Below are 15116 nucleotides of genomic sequence, written 5' to 3'. Positions count from 1 at the left end.
TGCTCGAATGCTCATGAATCTCCTCTGTTGCATCGTCAGCCGCCGGCCGGGGCGAACCAGCCCCGGGCCTTCTGCGGCAAGGTGCTTCCGGTGCTGTGCGCCCTCTCGAGCACCTGCCAATGGAAGCGGTAGCTGGCGCGGTCGTGCAGCTTCCCCTGGAAGCTGATCGGCGCCCAGCCGGCTTGTTCCGCCGCGCCCAGGATCTCGGCCGCCTGCGCCACTTCGCCCTCGCTGGGCTGCAGGGCTTCGAGGATGGGCCGGATCTGGTCGGGGTGGATGCTCCACATGCGCGTGAAGCCGAACTCGCGCGAGGCACGGCGGGCGGCCGTGCGCATCGCATCGCGGTCCTTGAACTCGGTGACCACGCAGTGCGACGGCACCTTGCCGTGCGCATGGCAGGCCGACGCGATCTCCAGCTTGGCGCGCACCACCAGCGGGTGCGTGAACTGGCCTTCGACGCCCATGCCTTCCTCGGGAATGGCGCCGCCGTGGGCCGACACGAAGTCCATCAGCCCGAAGCTGAGCGACTGGATGCGCGGGTGCGCCGCGATGTCGAACGCGCGGTGCACCGCGGCGGGCGATTCGATCAGCGCCTGCAACGGCAACTGCGGCGCGCCGGCCGCATCGAACGCGGCGGCGGCGGTCGCGACGTCCTGCGGCGTCTCCACCTTGGGGATCATCACGTGCGCCAGCCGCGCGCCGGCGCGGCCGACGATGGCGCGCACGTCGTCATGGAAGCTCGGGTGATCGACCGGATGCACGCGCACCGCGACGCGCGCCTCGGGCGCGGCATCCATCGCGAGCTCGGTGACCAGCTGCGCGTGCTGCTTCTCGCCGCCCACGGGCGCACCGTCCTCGCAATCGAGCGTGACGTCGAACACGCAGGCGCCGAACTCGCGCGCCATCTCGGCCTGCAGCTGCAGGCTCTTGCGCATGCGCGCTTCCACGCCGCTGTAGTGGTCGCAGACCGGCAGCGTGCCGGTGCGCGCCTGGGCGCCGAGGAGGATGTCGCGCGGATGGGTGGCGCTCACGCCGGCTTCCTCGCGACGATGAACAGCCGCGGGAACGCCAGCAGGCGCTGGCCGTCGGCGCGCGCGGGGTAACGTTCGTCGATGCGCTTCTCGTATTCGGCCAGGTAACCGACCTGCAAGGCGGCCGGCAGGCGGTCGACGAAGGGGCGCAGGCCGGTGGCGCGCACCCATTCGACGATGGCCGCGGCCGAAGCCAGCGGATGCTGGTAGACGGTGTGCCAAACGTCCACCTTCGCGCCCTGCGCGGCCAGCAGGTCGTAGTACTGGCCGACGGACAGTACCGGCGCGCGAAGCGCTTCCGGATCGCCGATGTGCGCCGTGTAGGAAGGCAGCGCGGCCACTTCGCGCATGGCGCGGTGCGAAGGCTCACCGAGGTTGTCGGGCATCTGCACGGCCAGCACGCCGCCGGGCGCCAGCAGCGAGTACAGGCGCGGGAACAGCGTCTCGTGACCACGCACCCACTGCAGCGTGGCGTTGGAATAGAGAAGGCCGAATGGCTCGGCCGGCGACCAAGTGCCGATGTCGGCCAGCTCGAACGGCGTGCCGGGCAGGCGCTGGCGCGCGCTGTCCAGCATGGCCGGCGAGTTGTCGATGCCGACGACCTGCGCGCCGCCGAAGCGGTTCAGCAGCAGCTCGGTGGAATTGCCCGGGCCGCAGCCCAGGTCGGCCACGCGGGCGGCCTGTTCGAGCGGAACCCGCGCCAGCAGCTCGCGGGCCGGGCGCGTGCGCTCGTCCTCGTAGCGGCCATACAGGGCGGGGTTCCAGTCGCTCATGCCGGGCGCTTACTGCAGGTGCGTCACAGGAGGTGAGCGACGCCCTTCTGCTCTTCCTGCAGCTCGCCCAGCGTCTTGTTGATGCGTTCCTGGCTGAAGGCGTCGATGTCCAGGCCCTTGACCACTTCGTACTTGCCGTCCTTGGTGGTGACGGGGAAGCCGAACATCACGTCCTTGGGGATGCCGTAGTCGCCGTTGGACGGGATGCCCATGGTCACCCACTTGCCGTTGGTGCCCAGCGCCCAGTCGCGCATGTGATCGATGGCGGCGTTGGCCGCGGACGCGGCGGACGACAGGCCGCGCGCTTCGATGATGGCGGCGCCGCGCTTGCCGACCGTCGGCAGGAACACGTTGGCGTTCCAGTCCTGGTCGTTGACCACGTCCTTCAGGCCCTTGCCGTTGGCGGTGGCGAAGCGGTAGTCGGCGTACATGGTGGGCGAGTGGTTGCCCCACACCGTCAGCTTCTCGATGTCGGCGACCTTCACGCCGGCCTTGGCGGCCAGCTGCGACAGCGCGCGGTTGTGGTCCAGGCGCAGCATGGCGGTGAAGTTCTCGCGCGGCAGCGAAGGCGCGCTCTTCATCGCGATGTAGGCGTTGGTGTTGGCGGGGTTGCCGACCACCAGCACCTTGACGTTGCGGCTGGCGACCTTGTCCAGCGCCTTGCCTTGCGCGGTGAAGATCTGGGCGTTGGCGGCCAGCAGGTCGGCGCGCTCCATGCCGGGGCCGCGGGGACGGGCGCCGACCAGCAGGGCGTAGTCGGTGTCCTTGAAGGCGGTCATCGGGTCGCTGTGCGCTTCCATGCCGGCCAGCAGCGGGAACGCGCAGTCTTCCAGTTCCATCATCACGCCCTTGAGGGCCTTCTGCGCCTTCTCGTCCGGGATTTCCAGCAGTTGCAGGATCACCGGCTGGTCCTTGCCCAGCATCTCGCCCGAGGCGATGCGGAACAGGAGGGCGTAACCGATCTGGCCGGCGGCGCCGGTGACGGCGACGCGGACGGGCTTCTTGCTCATGGGAAGTTCTCCGGTAAGTGGTTGATGCGGAAATCGTGGCGCCGCGGCGCGGGCCGGCGGCGGTGGCGCGCGGGGCGCCTGGTTGGCCGGCGGGACCGGTGGGCTGCAGCCCTGGCGGAACGGGCGCGAGTGTACCCCTTCGCATGCCCCAGGGTCAATTTGTCTTATGTCTTATATAAGATATCATGAGCCTCATGCCCGCCTCCAACCCCCTGGACGACGCCGCGGAAACCGCGGCGGCCCCGGCCGCGCCGTCGTTCAGCCCGCTCTACCAGCAGATCAAGGCCCTGATCCTGCAGAGCCTGGAAGCGGGCGAGTGGAAGCCGGGCGAGGCCATCCCCAGCGAGATGGACCTGGCGGCGCGCTTCCGCGTCAGCCAGGGCACCGTGCGCAAGGCCATCGACGAGCTGGCCTCGGAAAACCTGCTGGTGCGCCGCCAGGGCAAGGGCACTTTCGTCGCCACGCATGCCGAACAGCACGTGCAGTACCGCTTCCTGCGGCTGGTGCCCGATGCCGGCGAGCGCGGCTCCGAAGCGCCGGCCGACCGCAGCATCCTGGAGTGCCGCCGCACCCGCGCCAGCGCCGAGGTGGCGCGCGCGCTCGGGCTGCGCACGGCCGATCCGGTGGTGCAGGTGCGCCGCGTGCTCGCATTCAACGGCGTGCCCACCATCCTGGAAGACCTGTGGCTGCCCGGCGTCGCGTTCAAGGGCCTGACCGCCGAGCAGATGGCGGACTACCAGGGCCCGACGTACGCGATGTTCGAGCTCGAGTTCGGCGTGCGCATGGTGCGCGCGGAAGAAAGGCTGCGCGCCGTCGCGGCCGACGACACGCAGGCGAAACTCCTCAAGGTCGCGCCGGGAACGCCCCTGCTGTCAGTCGAACGTATCGCGTTCACATACAACGACGTGCCCATGGAACTGCGGCGTGGTCTGTACCTGACCGGCGACCGGCACTACCGCAACGAACTCAGCTGACGCGCGCATCGCGCAGCGCCACTGTCAGGTACCTTGCAACCTCCGTGTCAGGTTGTTGCGTTGCAATAGAATTTCTGGTTGTCCGTCGAACAGGACGGCGATCCCGCACCACGCCAGAAAGCCACCTTCATGACAGTTGCCCAGAAGCAGCGGCCGGAATTCCGGAACATCAACGCCCTGCGCGATCTCCCCACCTACCGCCTGCCGGCGGCCGGCTGGGTCTCGATCCTCCACCGCGTCAGCGGCGTGCTCATGTTCGCGCTGCTGCCGTTCATCCTCTGGATGTTCGACACCTCCCTCTCCTCCGAGATCTCCTACGCGCGGTTCCGCTCCGCGTTCAACGCGGGCATCGGCTTCGTGCCGGGCTGGTTCACCAAGCTGGTGGTGCTGGCGCTGATCTGGGCCTACCTGCACCACTTCACCGCCGGCATCCGCCACCTGTGGATGGACGTCAGCCACAAGGCGGTAAGCAAGGAGTTCGGCGGCACGTCGGCCAAGGCCACGCTGGCCATCAGCCTGGTGCTCACCGTGCTGCTGGGCCTGAAGCTGTTCGGCGTGTACTGAGAACCGGGACAACAAGATGAGCGTTTCCAAGACACAAGGCCCGGTGAACTACGGCTCGCGCCGCACCGTCGTCGGCGCCCACTACGGCATGCGCGACTGGCTCAGCCAGCGCGTCACCGCCGTGCTGATGGCCCTCTTCACCGTCATCGTGCTGGCCCAGCTGCTGCTCACGCGCGGCCCGATCGGCTACGACAAGTGGGCCGGCATCTTCGCCGCCCAGTGGATGAAGGTGCTCACCTTCTCCGTGATCGCGGCGCTGCTGTGGCACGTGTGGGTGGGCATGCGCGACGTGCTGATGGACTACATCAAGCCCGTGTTCCTGCGGCTCGCGCTGCAGGTGTTCGTGATCGTCTGGCTCACCGGCTGCGCCGGCTGGGCCGTTCAAGTGCTCTGGCGCATCTGAGGGCCCGACCGCAATGGCATACAGCAGCAAGAACATCACCCGCCGCCGCTTCGACGTCGTCATCGTCGGCGCGGGCGGCTCCGGCATGCGCGCATCCCTGCAGCTGGCGCGCGCCGGCCTGAACGTGGCCGTGCTGTCCAAGGTGTTCCCCACCCGCTCGCACACGGTGGCCGCGCAAGGCGGCATCGGCGCGTCGCTGGGCAACATGTCCGAGGACAACTGGCACTACCACTTCTACGACACCGTCAAGGGCTCCGACTGGCTCGGCGACCAGGACGCCATCGAATACATGTGCCGTGAAGCGCCCAAGGTCGTGTACGACCTCGAGCACATGGGCATGCCGTTCGACCGCAACCCCGACGGCACCATCTACCAGCGCCCGTTCGGCGGCCACACGGCCAACTACGGCGAGAAGCCCGTGCAACGCGCGTGCGCCGCGGCCGACCGCACCGGCCACGCCATGCTGCACACGCTGTACCAGCAGAACGTGCGCGCCAAGACCAGCTTCTTCGTCGAGTGGATGGCGCTGGACCTGATCCGCGACGCCGAAGGCGACGTGGTGGGCGTCACCGCGCTGGAGATGGAAACCGGCGACCTGCACATCCTGGAAGCCAAGACCACGCTGCTGGCCACCGGCGGCGCCGGCCGCATCTTCGCCGCCAGCACCAACGCGTTCATCAACACCGGCGACGGCCTGGGCATGGCCGCGCGCGCGGGCATCCCGCTGGAAGACATGGAGTTCTGGCAGTTCCACCCCACCGGCGTGGCCGGCGCGGGCGTGTTGCTGACCGAAGGCTGCCGCGGCGAAGGCGCCATCCTGCTCAACAGCAACGGCGAGCGCTTCATGGAACGCTATGCGCCCACGCTGAAGGACCTGGCGCCGCGCGACTTCGTCTCGCGCTCCATGGACCAGGAGATCAAGGAAGGCCGCGGCTGCGGGCCCAACAAGGACTACGTCCTGCTGAAGCTGGACCACCTGGGCGCCGACACCATCCACAAGCGCCTGCCCTCGGTGTACGAGATCGGCATCAACTTCGCCAACGTCGACATCACCAAGGAACCCATCCCCGTGGTGCCGACCATCCACTACCAGATGGGCGGCATCCCGACCAACATCCACGGCCAGGTCGTGGTGCAGAAGGGCGCCGAGAACAACGCGGTGGTCAACGGCCTGTACGCGGTGGGCGAATGCTCCTGCGTCAGCGTGCACGGCGCCAACCGCCTGGGCACCAACTCGCTGCTGGACCTGCTGGTGTTCGGCCGCGCGGCGGGCAACCACATCGTCGAGTTCGCTTCGAAGACCAAGTCGCACAAGCCCCTGCCCTCGGGCGCGGCCGACCTGACGCTGGAACGCCTGAACCGCCTGGACAACGCCAGCGGCGGCGAGTACGCGCAGGACGTGGCCAACGACATCCGCGCTTCCATGCAGAAGCACGCCGGCGTATTCCGCACGCAGGCCGGCATGGACGAAGGCGTGGCCAAGATCAATGCCATCCGCGAGCGCGTGAAGTCCATCGCGCTGAAGGACAAGTCGATGGTGTTCAACACCGCCCGCGTCGAGGCGCTGGAGGTGGAGAACCTGATCGAATGCGCGCAGGCCACCATGGTGTCGGCCGCCGCGCGCAAGGAATGCCGCGGCGCGCACACCGTCAGCGACTACGAGCGGCCCGCGGACGACCCGGTGGCGCCGCTCGGCCGCGACGACGCCAACTGGATGAAGCACACGCTTTGGCACAGCGCCGGCAACAGCCTGACGTACAAGCCGGTGAAGCTGCAGCCGCTCACGGTCGAGTCTGTCCCGCCCAAGGTCCGCACGTTCTGAGAACTAGGTTCTCCTACGTACTTCCACGCTGGCACGCGAACATCTAAATTAGATCGAACCGACATATGCAGAAGCGCACTTTCCAGATCTACCGCTACGACCCCGACAAGGACGCGAAGCCGTACATGCAGACGGTGGAGATCGAGCTCGAGGGCAACGAGCGCATGCTGCTGGACGCCCTGATGAAACTCAAGGCCGTGGATCCCAGCCTGTCCTTCCGGCGCTCCTGCCGCGAAGGCGTGTGCGGCTCCGACGCCATGAACATCAACGGCAAGAACGGCCTGGCCTGCCTGACGAACATGCGCACGCTGAAGGACCCCATCGTCCTGAAGCCGCTGCCCGGCCTGCCGGTGGTCCGTGACCTGATCGTGGACATGACCGACTTCTTCAAGCAGTACCACTCGATCAAGCCGTACCTGGTCAACGACTCCATCCCGCCCGAGAAGGAGCGGCTGCAGTCGCCCGAGGAGCGCGAGGAGCTCAACGGCCTGTACGAGTGCATCCTGTGCGCCAGCTGCTCCACCAGCTGCCCCAGCTTCTGGTGGAACCCGGACAAGTTCGTCGGCCCCGCCGGCCTGCTTCAGGCCTACCGCTTCATCGCCGACAGCCGCGACCAGGCGACCGCCGAGCGCCTCGACAACCTCGAGGACCCGTACCGCCTGTTCCGCTGCCACACCATCATGAACTGCACCGACGTCTGTCCCAAGGGCCTGAACCCCACGGCGGCCATCGGCAAGATCAAGGAGCTGATGGTCCGCCGGGCCGTCTGAGCGCGCACATGGCCGAGGCGGTGCTGGACGAACATGCGCTGGGCAAGCTGCGCTGGCGCTGCCGCCGCGGCCTGCTGGAGAACGACCTGTTCCTCGAGCGCTTCTTCGCCCGCCACGGCGGCGCCATCACGCCCCGCCAGGGCGTGGTGCTCGAGGAAATGATGCAGCTGCCGGACAACGACCTGATGGACCTGCTGCTGCGCCGCCGCGAACCGGCCGGCGAGCTCGACCGCCCCGAGGTGAAGGACCTGCTGTCCCGCCTGCGCGAGCGCTGAACGATTGACGTGAAGGAAATCCCGAAATGAAACTCGCCGACAACAAAGCCACCCTGTCGTTCAGCAACGGCAGCCCCAACGTCGAGCTGCCCGTCTACAAGGGCACCATCGGCCCGGACGTCATCGACATCCGCAAGCTGTACGCGCAGACCGGCATGTTCACGTACGACCCGGGCTTCATGTCCACGGCGTCGTGCCAGTCGACCATCACGTACATCGACGGCGACAAGGGCGAGCTGCTGTACCGCGGCTACCCCATCGAGCAGCTGGCCACCCAGTGCGACTTCCTGGAAACCTGCCACCTGCTGCTGTACGGCGAGCTGCCCAACGCCCAGCAGAAGGAGAAGTTCACGCGCACCGTCACCATGCACACGATGGTGAACGAGCAGATGCAGTTCTTCCTGCGGGGCTTCCGCCGCGACGCGCACCCGATGGCGGTGATGACCGGCCTGGTGGGCGCCCTGTCGGCCTTCTATCACGACAGCACCGACATCAATAACCCCGAGCACCGCGAGATCGCGGCGATCCGCCTGATCGCCAAGATGCCCACGCTGGTGGCCATGGCCTACAAGTACGGCGTCGGCCAGCCGTACATGTACCCGAAGAACGACCTGTCGTACACGGCGAACTTCATGCGCATGATGTTCGCCACGCCGTGCGAGGACTACCAGCCCAACGACGTGCTGGTGCGCGCGATGGACCGCATCTTCATCCTTCACGCCGACCACGAGCAGAACGCGTCCACCTCCACCGTGCGCCTGTGCGGCAGCTCGGGCACCAACCCGTTCGCGGCCATCGCGGCCGGTGTGGCGTGCCTGTGGGGCCCCGCGCACGGCGGCGCCAACGAGGCGGCGCTGAACATGCTGGAAGACATCCAGAAGGCCGGCGGCGTAGAGAAGATCGGCGAGTTCATCAAGCAGGTGAAGGACAAGAACTCCGGCATCAAGCTGATGGGTTTCGGCCACCGCGTGTACAAGAACTACGACCCGCGCGCCAAGCTGATGCGCGAGACCTGCCACGAAGTGCTGCAGGAACTGGGCCTGCAGAACGACCCGCTGTTCAAGCTGGCCATGTCGCTGGAGAAGATCGCGCTGGAAGACGAATACTTCGTCTCGCGCAAGCTGTACCCGAACGTGGACTTCTACTCGGGCATCGTGCAGCGCGCCATCGGCATCCCGGTGAGCCTGTTCACCGGCATCTTCGCGCTGGCCCGCACCGTGGGCTGGATCGCGCAGCTCAACGAGATGCTGGGCGACCCCGAGTACAAGATCGGCCGTCCGCGCCAGCTGTTCACCGGCGCCACCAAGCGCGACGTCAAGCCCATCGCCCAGCGCTGATCGGCTCGCTGCCCGCGAACAAAGGCCCGCTTCGGCGGGCCTTTCTCATTCAGGGCTTCGCGACTTCGTAGCGCGGCTTGGCCGCCGTGCCGACGCTGAGGTAGTTGATGACGCCCATCACGTCGTCCACCAGCAGCACCGTCTTCTCCATCGCGTCGGCTTCTTCCTGGGTCCGCACGCACCCCATCAGCGTGACCAGGCGCCGCTCGCCCAGCACCCACACACTGCTGTCGTCGAAGCGGCCGTCCATGCGGATGTACTGCGCCACGCGCGGGATCAGTTCCTTGTCGTACAGGTACGAGTTGGGCAGGCGGCAACGGCCCACGCGGTAGCAACTGGTGCCGTGCTGCGCCCGCACGTGCGCTTCCTTGCGCATCTGCTCCTCGGTCATGCCCGGCGGCGCGGGCACGGGGCAGCCCGGCATCGCCGAGGTCACCTGGACGAAGGGGTCGTCGAACCAGTTGCGCTTTTCCTGCGCGCCGGCGGCGAGGGCCAGGGCGGCCAGCAGCGCGGCGGTGCTCTTCTTGACCATGGAATCTCCTTGCGGGCCGCATCTTGCCGCCGGCAGCGGCGGCGTCAATGGCGGAAACGGACGGTCTCCGGCCTCGCGGACTTGGCGCCCAGCCGTCGCCATCCACGATGGCTGCGCCGTCCATGGGCTCGATAATCCAAGACTTCTTCGCCGAATACGAAGCCTCTCCCTCATGTCCGCCGCCGACCGAAGCCTTGCCCGCCGGTTGGACCTCACTTCGCTGCAGCTGTTCGTCGCCGTCTGCGAAACCGGGTCCATCGGCCGCGCCGCCGAGCGCGAAGGCATCGCCGCGTCCGCCGTGAGCAAGCGCCTGTCGGACCTGGAAGGCGTGCTGGAAACGCCCCTGCTCTACCGCCACGCGCGCGGCGTGGACCTGACGCCCGCGGGCGAGACGCTGCTGCACCACGCGCGCGCCATGCTGTTTGGCCTGGACAAGATGCAGGGCGAGCTGAGCGAGTACGCCCAGGGCGTGCGGGGCCACGTGCGCGTGCACGCCAACATCTCGGCCATCGTGCAGTTCCTGCCCGAGGACCTGGCCAGCTTCCTGGCGCGCCACGGCCAGGTGAAGCTGGACCTGGAAGAGCGCGTCAGCACCGAGGTGATCCGCGCGGTGCAGGAAGGCGAAGCCGATGTCGGCATCTGCCATCCGCAACTGAATGCGCGCGGCCTGCAGGCGCGCGCCTACCGGCAGGACCGGCTGGTGCTGGTGGTGCCCGCGTCGCACCGCTTCGCCGGCCGCGAGGGCATCCGCTTCGCCGAGACGCTGGACGAGGACCACGTGGGCCTGCACGGCACCAGCGCCATCTACCTGGCGATGCGGCGCGCCTCCGCCGAAGCCGGGCAGTCGATCCGCCTGCGCTTCCGCGTCACGGGCCTGGATGCGATGTGCCGCATGGTGCACAACGGCCTGGGCGTGGGCCTGGCGCCGGACCGCGCTTTCGAACTGCTGCGCCACATGGGCGACCTGCGTGCCGTGCCGCTGCTGGACGACTGGGCCGTGCGCGAGTTGCAGGTGCTGGCACGCGATTTCGCGGCGCTGCCGGTGACGGCGCGCCTGCTCGTGGACCACCTTTGCGCAGCGGCCCCGCCGGCGGCTGCGGAAACACCCCGCCGATAAAATTTCATCCTTCACCGGAAGCACGCCATGGGACGCACCCTCTACGACAAGATCTGGGACGAGCACGTCGTCCACACCGAGGAAGACGGCACCGCCATCCTCTACATCGACCGTCACCTGGTGCACGAAGTCACCAGCCCGCAGGCGTTCGAGGGCCTGCGCGAAGCGGGCCGCAAGGTCTGGCGCATCAGCTCGGTCGTCGCGACCGCCGACCACAACACGCCCACCACCGGCTGGGAGCGCGGCTACGACGGCATCGAGGACCCGATCAGCAAGGAGCAGATCACCACGCTGGACAGGAACATCGAGGAGTTCGGCGCCGCGGCCTACTTCCCGTTCCTTTCGAAGCGCCAGGGCATCGTGCACGTCATCGGGCCGGAGAACGGCGCCACGCTGCCGGGCATGACGGTGGTGTGCGGCGACTCGCACACGTCCACGCACGGCGCGTTCGGCGCGCTGGCGCACGGCATCGGCACCAGCGAGGTGGAACACGTGCTGGCCACGCAGACGCTGCTGGCCAAGAAGGCGAAGAACATGCTGGTGAAGGTCGAGGGCCAGCTCGCCCCCGGCGTCACCGCCAAGGACATCGTGCTGGCCATCATCGGGCGCATCGGCACCGCGGGCGGCACCGGCTACACCATCGAGTTCGTCGGCTCGGCGATCCGCGCGCTGACCATGGAAGGCCGCATGACGGTGTGCAACATGGCCATCGAAGCCGGTGCGCGCGCGGGCATGGTGGGCGTGGACGACAAGACGATCGAGTACCTTCAGGGCCGTCCGCTGTCGCCGCAAGGCGTGGAGTGGGACCAGGCGGTGGCTTACTGGCGCACGCTGCACTCCGACCCGGACGCGAAGTTCGACACGGTGGTGGAACTCGACGCGACGAAGATCGTGCCGCAGGTCACCTGGGGCACGTCGCCCGAGATGGTGCTGGGCGTCGACGGCCGCGTGCCCGATCCGGACAAGGAAAAGGACGCCAGCAAGCGCGGCGCCATCGAACGCGCGCTGACCTACATGGCGCTGGAGCCGGGCAAGCCGATGAACGACATCTTCGTGGACAAGGTGTTCATCGGCTCGTGCACCAACAGCCGCATCGAGGACATGCGCGAAGCCGCCGCCGTGGTCAAGCGCCTGGGCCGGAAGGTCGCGAGGAACATCAAGGTGGCGATGGTGGTGCCGGGCTCGGGCCAGGTGAAGGCGCAGGCCGAGCGCGAAGGCCTGCACGACATCTTCAAGGCCGCGGGCTTCGAATGGCGCGAGCCGGGCTGCTCCATGTGCCTGGCGATGAACGCCGACCGGCTGGAGCCGGGCGAGCGCTGCGCTTCCACCAGCAACCGCAACTTCGAGGGCCGGCAGGGCGCGGGCGGCCGCACGCACCTGGTCAGCCCCGCGATGGCCGCCGCCGCGGCCATCCACGGCCATTTCGTCGACATCCGCCAGTTCGCCTGAGGACCGCCATGAAGAAGTTCACCGTGCACAAGGGCCTGGTCGCCCCGATGGACCGCGAGAACGTCGACACCGACGCGATCATCCCCAAGCAGTTCCTCAAGTCGATCCGCAAGACGGGCTTCGGGCCCAACCTGTTCGACGAGTGGCGCTACCTCGATCCCGGCTATCCCGGCCAGGACCCGGACAGCCGCAAACCCAACCCCGACTTCGTGCTGAACCAGCCGCGCTTCCAGGGCGCGTCGATCCTGCTGGCGCGCAAGAACTTCGGCTGCGGGTCCTCGCGCGAGCACGCGCCGTGGGCGCTGGACCAGTACGGGTTCCGCGCCATCCTGGCGCCCAGCTTCGCCGACATCTTCTTCAACAACAGCTTCAAGAACGGCCTGCTGCCCATCGTGCTGCCCGAGGCCACCATCGCAAAGCTGTTCGACGAGGTGAACGCGTTCCCCGGCTACGAGCTCACCATCGACCTGGACCGGCAGGTGGTCACCACGCCGCAGGGCGAGCGCATTCCGTTCGAGGTGCAGCCGTTCCGCCGCTACTGCCTGCTGAACGGCCTGGACGACATCGGCCTGACGCTGCGCCAGTCCGACAAGATCAAGGCTTACGAAGCCCAGCGCCTGGCCACCAAGCCCTGGCTCGCGCACACGCTCAACGCTTAACGCTCAACGAAGAACACGACTATGAAGATCGCAGTGCTGCCGGGCGATGGCATCGGCACGGAAATCGTCGCCGAGGCCCTCAAGGTCCTGAACGTCCTCGACCTGAAGTTCGAGATGGAAACCGCGCCCGTCGGCGGCGCGGCATACGAAGCCGCGGGCCACCCGCTGCCCGAATCGACGCTGAAGCTGGCCAAGGCCGCCGACGCCATCCTGTTCGGCGCCGTGGGCGACTGGAAGTACGACAAGCTGGAGCGCGCATTGCGCCCCGAGCAGGCCATCCTGGGCCTGCGCAAGCACCTGGGCCTGTTCGCCAACTTCCGCCCGGCCATCTGCTATGAGCAGCTGACCCATGCTTCCAGCCTGAAGCCGGAACTGGTGGCGGGCCTGGACATCCTCATCATCCGCGAGCTGACCGGCGACATCTACTTCGGCGCGCCGCGCGGCCGCCGCACCGCGCCGGATGGGCACTTCCCCGGCGCCGAGGAAGCTTTCGACACCATGCGCTACTCGCGCCCGGAGATCGAGCGCATCGCGCGCGTCGCGTTCGAGGCCGCGCGCAAGCGCAACAAGCACGTGACCAGCGTGGACAAGGCCAACGTGCTGGAAACCTTCCAGCTGTGGAAGGACGTGGTCACCGAGGTCGCGAAGGACTACCCCGACGTCAAGCTGGACCACATGTACGTGGACAACGCCGCGATGCAGCTGGTGAAGCAGCCCAAGTTCTTCGACGTGGTGGTCACCGGCAACATGTTCGGTGACATCCTCTCGGACGAAGCCGCGATGCTCACCGGCAGCATCGGCATGCTGCCCTCGGGCAGCATGAACGCCAGCAGCCAGGGGCTGTACGAGCCCAGCCACGGCAGCGCGCCCGACATCGCGGGCAAGGGGGTAGCTAATCCTTTGGCTACAATCCTGTCTTCCGCCATGATGCTCCGCTTCTCCCTCAACCAGCCCCAGGCCGCTGACCGTATCGAGTCCGCGGTCCAGCACGTGCTGGCGCAGGGCCTGCGCACGGCGGACATCTGGTCCGAAGGCACGACCAAGGTCGGCACCCGCGAGATGGGTGATGCCGTCGTGGCCGCGATCACCACCAAGAAAACCACCAAGGGCTAGCAAGCTCCGGTTCGTCGCGCGCCTCCCCCGGGCTCAGACGAGCCGGGGGAACCAGGATTCTTCTGAAAGGCGTATGACGATGGCACTCTCCAAGGCACAACAACCGCTGGTCGGCCTGGTCGGCTGGCGCGGCATGGTCGGCTCGGTCCTGATGGACCGCATGCAGGCCGAAGGCGACTTCGGCCTGATCGAGCCGGTCTTCTTCTCCACCTCCAACGCCGGCGGCAAGGCGCCCGCCATGGCGAAGAACGAGTCCGCTCTGAAGGACGCGTTCGACATCGAGGCGCTGAAGAAGTGCGACATCGTCATCACGGCGCAGGGCGGCGACTACACCACCGAGGTGTTCCCCAAGCTGCGCGCCGCGGGCTGGAACGGCCACTGGATCGACGCCGCGTCCACCCTGCGCATGAAGGACGACGCGATCATCGTCCTGGACCCCGTCAACCTGCCGGTGATCAAGAACGCGCTGGCCAAGGGCGGCCGCAACTGGATCGGCGGCAACTGCACGGTCAGCTGCATGCTGATGGGCGTGGGCGCGCTCTACAAGGCGGGCCTGGTCGAGTGGATGAGCAGCATGACCTACCAGGCCGCCTCCGGCGGCGGCGCGCAGCACATGCGCGAGCTGCTCACCCAGTTCGGCACGCTCAACAGCGAAGTGAAGGCGCTGCTGGACGATCCGAAGTCGGCCATCCTGGAAATCGACCGCAAGGTGCTGGCACGCCAGCAGGCCATGTCCGCCGCCGAGACCGAGAACTTCGGCGTGCCGCTGGGCGGCTCGCTCATCCCCTGGATCGACAAGGACCTGGGCGGCGGCGTGTCGCGCGAGGAATGGAAGGCCGGCGCCGAGACCAACAAGATCCTGGGCCAGGGTCCCGGCTTCAGCGCCCCGGCCGTGCCGGTGGACGGCTTCTGCGTGCGCGTGGGCGCGATGCGCTGCCACAGCCAGGCGCTGACCTTCAAGCTGAAGAAGGACGTGCCGGTGGCGGACCTCGAAGCCATGATCGCCGCCGACAACGAGTGGGTGCGTGTGGTGCCCAACACCCGCGAAGCCACCATGAAGGACCTGACGCCCGTGGCCGTGACCGGCACGCTGGGCATCCCGGTCGGCCGCGTCCGCAAGATGGCGATGGGCCCGGAATATGTTGGCGCGTACACCATCGGCGACCAGCTGCTGTGGGGCGCGGCCGAGCCGCTCCGCCGCATGCTGCGCATCCTGCTCGACGCTTGACGTCCGACACCTGAGTTGCGGTGCGCTTGCGGCCGAGCCCGCGAGCCGCTGTAACGCCC

General features: G+C 67.8%; 16 protein-coding genes. 12 read left to right on the top strand and 4 right to left on the bottom strand.

Features of this window, described 5'->3' with window-relative positions; genetic code table 11:
* Positions 1–35 precede the first annotated feature (35 nt).
* Genes EZ216_RS10730 through EZ216_RS10720 form a run of 3 tightly spaced genes read right to left on the bottom strand, consistent with a single transcriptional unit; the run spans position 36 to position 2814 of the window.
* A complete protein-coding gene (locus EZ216_RS10730; protein WP_239024333.1) occupies positions 36–1031 on the bottom strand; it encodes an HpcH/HpaI aldolase/citrate lyase family protein in 996 nt (331 codons plus the stop codon).
* A complete protein-coding gene (tam, locus tag EZ216_RS10725) occupies positions 1028–1804 on the bottom strand; it encodes a trans-aconitate 2-methyltransferase (RefSeq protein WP_135249725.1) in 777 nt (258 codons plus the stop codon). Before tam ends, EZ216_RS10730 begins: the two co-directional genes overlap by 4 nt.
* A gap of 23 nt (positions 1805–1827) precedes the next feature.
* Positions 1828–2814 carry a malate dehydrogenase gene (locus EZ216_RS10720; RefSeq protein ID WP_135249724.1) on the bottom strand — a complete coding sequence of 329 codons (987 nt, stop codon included), beginning with the start codon at positions 2812–2814 and terminating at the stop codon, positions 1828–1830.
* Between the two features lie 185 nt (positions 2815–2999).
* Here EZ216_RS10720 and EZ216_RS10715 point away from each other — a divergent pair, with 185 nt between their 5' ends.
* The 7 genes from EZ216_RS10715 (at position 3000) to EZ216_RS10685 (ending at position 8959) form a co-directional block, all read left to right on the top strand.
* The gene (locus EZ216_RS10715) at positions 3000–3788 is read left to right on the top strand and encodes a GntR family transcriptional regulator (RefSeq protein WP_135249723.1); all 789 of its coding nucleotides are present in this window, start codon (positions 3000–3002) and stop codon (positions 3786–3788) included.
* A gap of 129 nt (positions 3789–3917) precedes the next feature.
* Entirely contained in the window at positions 3918–4352 is a 435-nt protein-coding gene (gene sdhC / locus EZ216_RS10710) for a succinate dehydrogenase, cytochrome b556 subunit (protein ID WP_135249808.1), read from the top strand.
* Between the two features lie 16 nt (positions 4353–4368).
* On the top strand, positions 4369–4755 hold the full coding sequence (gene sdhD, locus EZ216_RS10705) for a succinate dehydrogenase, hydrophobic membrane anchor protein (protein WP_135249722.1): 387 nt from the start codon (positions 4369–4371) through the stop codon (positions 4753–4755).
* A gap of 13 nt (positions 4756–4768) precedes the next feature.
* Complete coding sequence (gene sdhA, locus EZ216_RS10700) at positions 4769–6577, top strand: succinate dehydrogenase flavoprotein subunit (RefSeq protein ID WP_135249721.1); 1809 nt, start codon at positions 4769–4771, stop codon at positions 6575–6577.
* A 65-nt stretch (positions 6578–6642) separates the two neighbouring features.
* Entirely contained in the window at positions 6643–7347 is a 705-nt protein-coding gene (locus EZ216_RS10695) for a succinate dehydrogenase iron-sulfur subunit (RefSeq protein ID WP_135249720.1), read from the top strand.
* 8 nt (positions 7348–7355) lie between these two features.
* On the top strand, positions 7356–7622 hold the full coding sequence (locus EZ216_RS10690; RefSeq protein WP_135249719.1) for an FAD assembly factor SdhE: 267 nt from the start codon (positions 7356–7358) through the stop codon (positions 7620–7622).
* A gap of 26 nt (positions 7623–7648) precedes the next feature.
* Complete coding sequence (locus EZ216_RS10685) at positions 7649–8959, top strand: citrate synthase (protein WP_135249718.1); 1311 nt, start codon at positions 7649–7651, stop codon at positions 8957–8959.
* A gap of 49 nt (positions 8960–9008) precedes the next feature.
* On the opposite strand, the gene EZ216_RS10680 is transcribed toward EZ216_RS10685, so the two are convergent.
* A complete protein-coding gene (locus tag EZ216_RS10680; RefSeq protein ID WP_135249717.1) occupies positions 9009–9491 on the bottom strand; it encodes a BON domain-containing protein in 483 nt (160 codons plus the stop codon).
* Positions 9492–9663: 172 nt separating this feature from the next.
* Here EZ216_RS10680 and EZ216_RS10675 point away from each other — a divergent pair, with 172 nt between their 5' ends.
* The 5 genes from EZ216_RS10675 to asd all read left to right on the top strand — a co-directional run bounded on the left by EZ216_RS10675 (position 9664) and on the right by asd (position 15057).
* Positions 9664–10608 carry a LysR family transcriptional regulator gene (locus EZ216_RS10675; protein ID WP_135249716.1) on the top strand — a complete coding sequence of 315 codons (945 nt, stop codon included), beginning with the start codon at positions 9664–9666 and terminating at the stop codon, positions 10606–10608.
* 27 nt (positions 10609–10635) lie between these two features.
* Complete coding sequence (gene leuC, locus EZ216_RS10670) at positions 10636–12057, top strand: 3-isopropylmalate dehydratase large subunit (RefSeq protein ID WP_135249715.1); 1422 nt, start codon at positions 10636–10638, stop codon at positions 12055–12057.
* 8 nt (positions 12058–12065) lie between these two features.
* Entirely contained in the window at positions 12066–12716 is a 651-nt protein-coding gene (gene leuD, locus EZ216_RS10665) for a 3-isopropylmalate dehydratase small subunit (RefSeq protein ID WP_135249714.1), read from the top strand.
* 21 nt (positions 12717–12737) lie between these two features.
* The gene (leuB, locus tag EZ216_RS10660) at positions 12738–13829 is read left to right on the top strand and encodes a 3-isopropylmalate dehydrogenase (protein WP_135249713.1); all 1092 of its coding nucleotides are present in this window, start codon (positions 12738–12740) and stop codon (positions 13827–13829) included.
* 79 nt (positions 13830–13908) lie between these two features.
* Complete coding sequence (gene asd, locus EZ216_RS10655; RefSeq protein WP_135249712.1) at positions 13909–15057, top strand: aspartate-semialdehyde dehydrogenase; 1149 nt, start codon at positions 13909–13911, stop codon at positions 15055–15057.
* Positions 15058–15116 lie beyond the last annotated feature (59 nt).

It is taken from the genome of Ramlibacter humi (assembly GCF_004681975.1).
Classification (GTDB): Bacteria; Pseudomonadota; Gammaproteobacteria; order Burkholderiales; family Burkholderiaceae_C; genus Ramlibacter; species Ramlibacter humi.
The sequence above is the reverse complement of the archived record's forward strand: the minus strand, read 5'-3'. Positions and strand labels throughout refer to the sequence as shown.

What these genes read in the sequence shown, in the direction of transcription:
- tam (WP_135249725.1), bottom strand. Translation starts at nt 1,804, where the DNA reads ATGAGCGACTGGAACCCCGCCCTGTATGGCCGCTACGAGGACGAGCGC.
- asd (WP_135249712.1), top strand. Translation starts at nt 13,909, where the DNA reads ATGGCACTCTCCAAGGCACAACAACCGCTGGTCGGCCTGGTCGGCTGG.
- EZ216_RS10680 (WP_135249717.1), bottom strand. Translation starts at nt 9,491, where the DNA reads ATGGTCAAGAAGAGCACCGCCGCGCTGCTGGCCGCCCTGGCCCTCGCC.
- leuD (WP_135249714.1), top strand. Translation starts at nt 12,066, where the DNA reads ATGAAGAAGTTCACCGTGCACAAGGGCCTGGTCGCCCCGATGGACCGC.
- sdhD (WP_135249722.1), top strand. Translation starts at nt 4,369, where the DNA reads ATGAGCGTTTCCAAGACACAAGGCCCGGTGAACTACGGCTCGCGCCGC.
- leuC (WP_135249715.1), top strand. Translation starts at nt 10,636, where the DNA reads ATGGGACGCACCCTCTACGACAAGATCTGGGACGAGCACGTCGTCCAC.
- EZ216_RS10695 (WP_135249720.1), top strand. Translation starts at nt 6,643, where the DNA reads ATGCAGAAGCGCACTTTCCAGATCTACCGCTACGACCCCGACAAGGAC.
- EZ216_RS10690 (WP_135249719.1), top strand. Translation starts at nt 7,356, where the DNA reads ATGGCCGAGGCGGTGCTGGACGAACATGCGCTGGGCAAGCTGCGCTGG.
- EZ216_RS10685 (WP_135249718.1), top strand. Translation starts at nt 7,649, where the DNA reads ATGAAACTCGCCGACAACAAAGCCACCCTGTCGTTCAGCAACGGCAGC.
- EZ216_RS10675 (WP_135249716.1), top strand. Translation starts at nt 9,664, where the DNA reads ATGTCCGCCGCCGACCGAAGCCTTGCCCGCCGGTTGGACCTCACTTCG.
- sdhC (WP_135249808.1), top strand. Translation starts at nt 3,918, where the DNA reads ATGACAGTTGCCCAGAAGCAGCGGCCGGAATTCCGGAACATCAACGCC.
- EZ216_RS10720 (WP_135249724.1), bottom strand. Translation starts at nt 2,814, where the DNA reads ATGAGCAAGAAGCCCGTCCGCGTCGCCGTCACCGGCGCCGCCGGCCAG.
- EZ216_RS10715 (WP_135249723.1), top strand. Translation starts at nt 3,000, where the DNA reads ATGAGCCTCATGCCCGCCTCCAACCCCCTGGACGACGCCGCGGAAACC.
- sdhA (WP_135249721.1), top strand. Translation starts at nt 4,769, where the DNA reads ATGGCATACAGCAGCAAGAACATCACCCGCCGCCGCTTCGACGTCGTC.
- leuB (WP_135249713.1), top strand. Translation starts at nt 12,738, where the DNA reads ATGAAGATCGCAGTGCTGCCGGGCGATGGCATCGGCACGGAAATCGTC.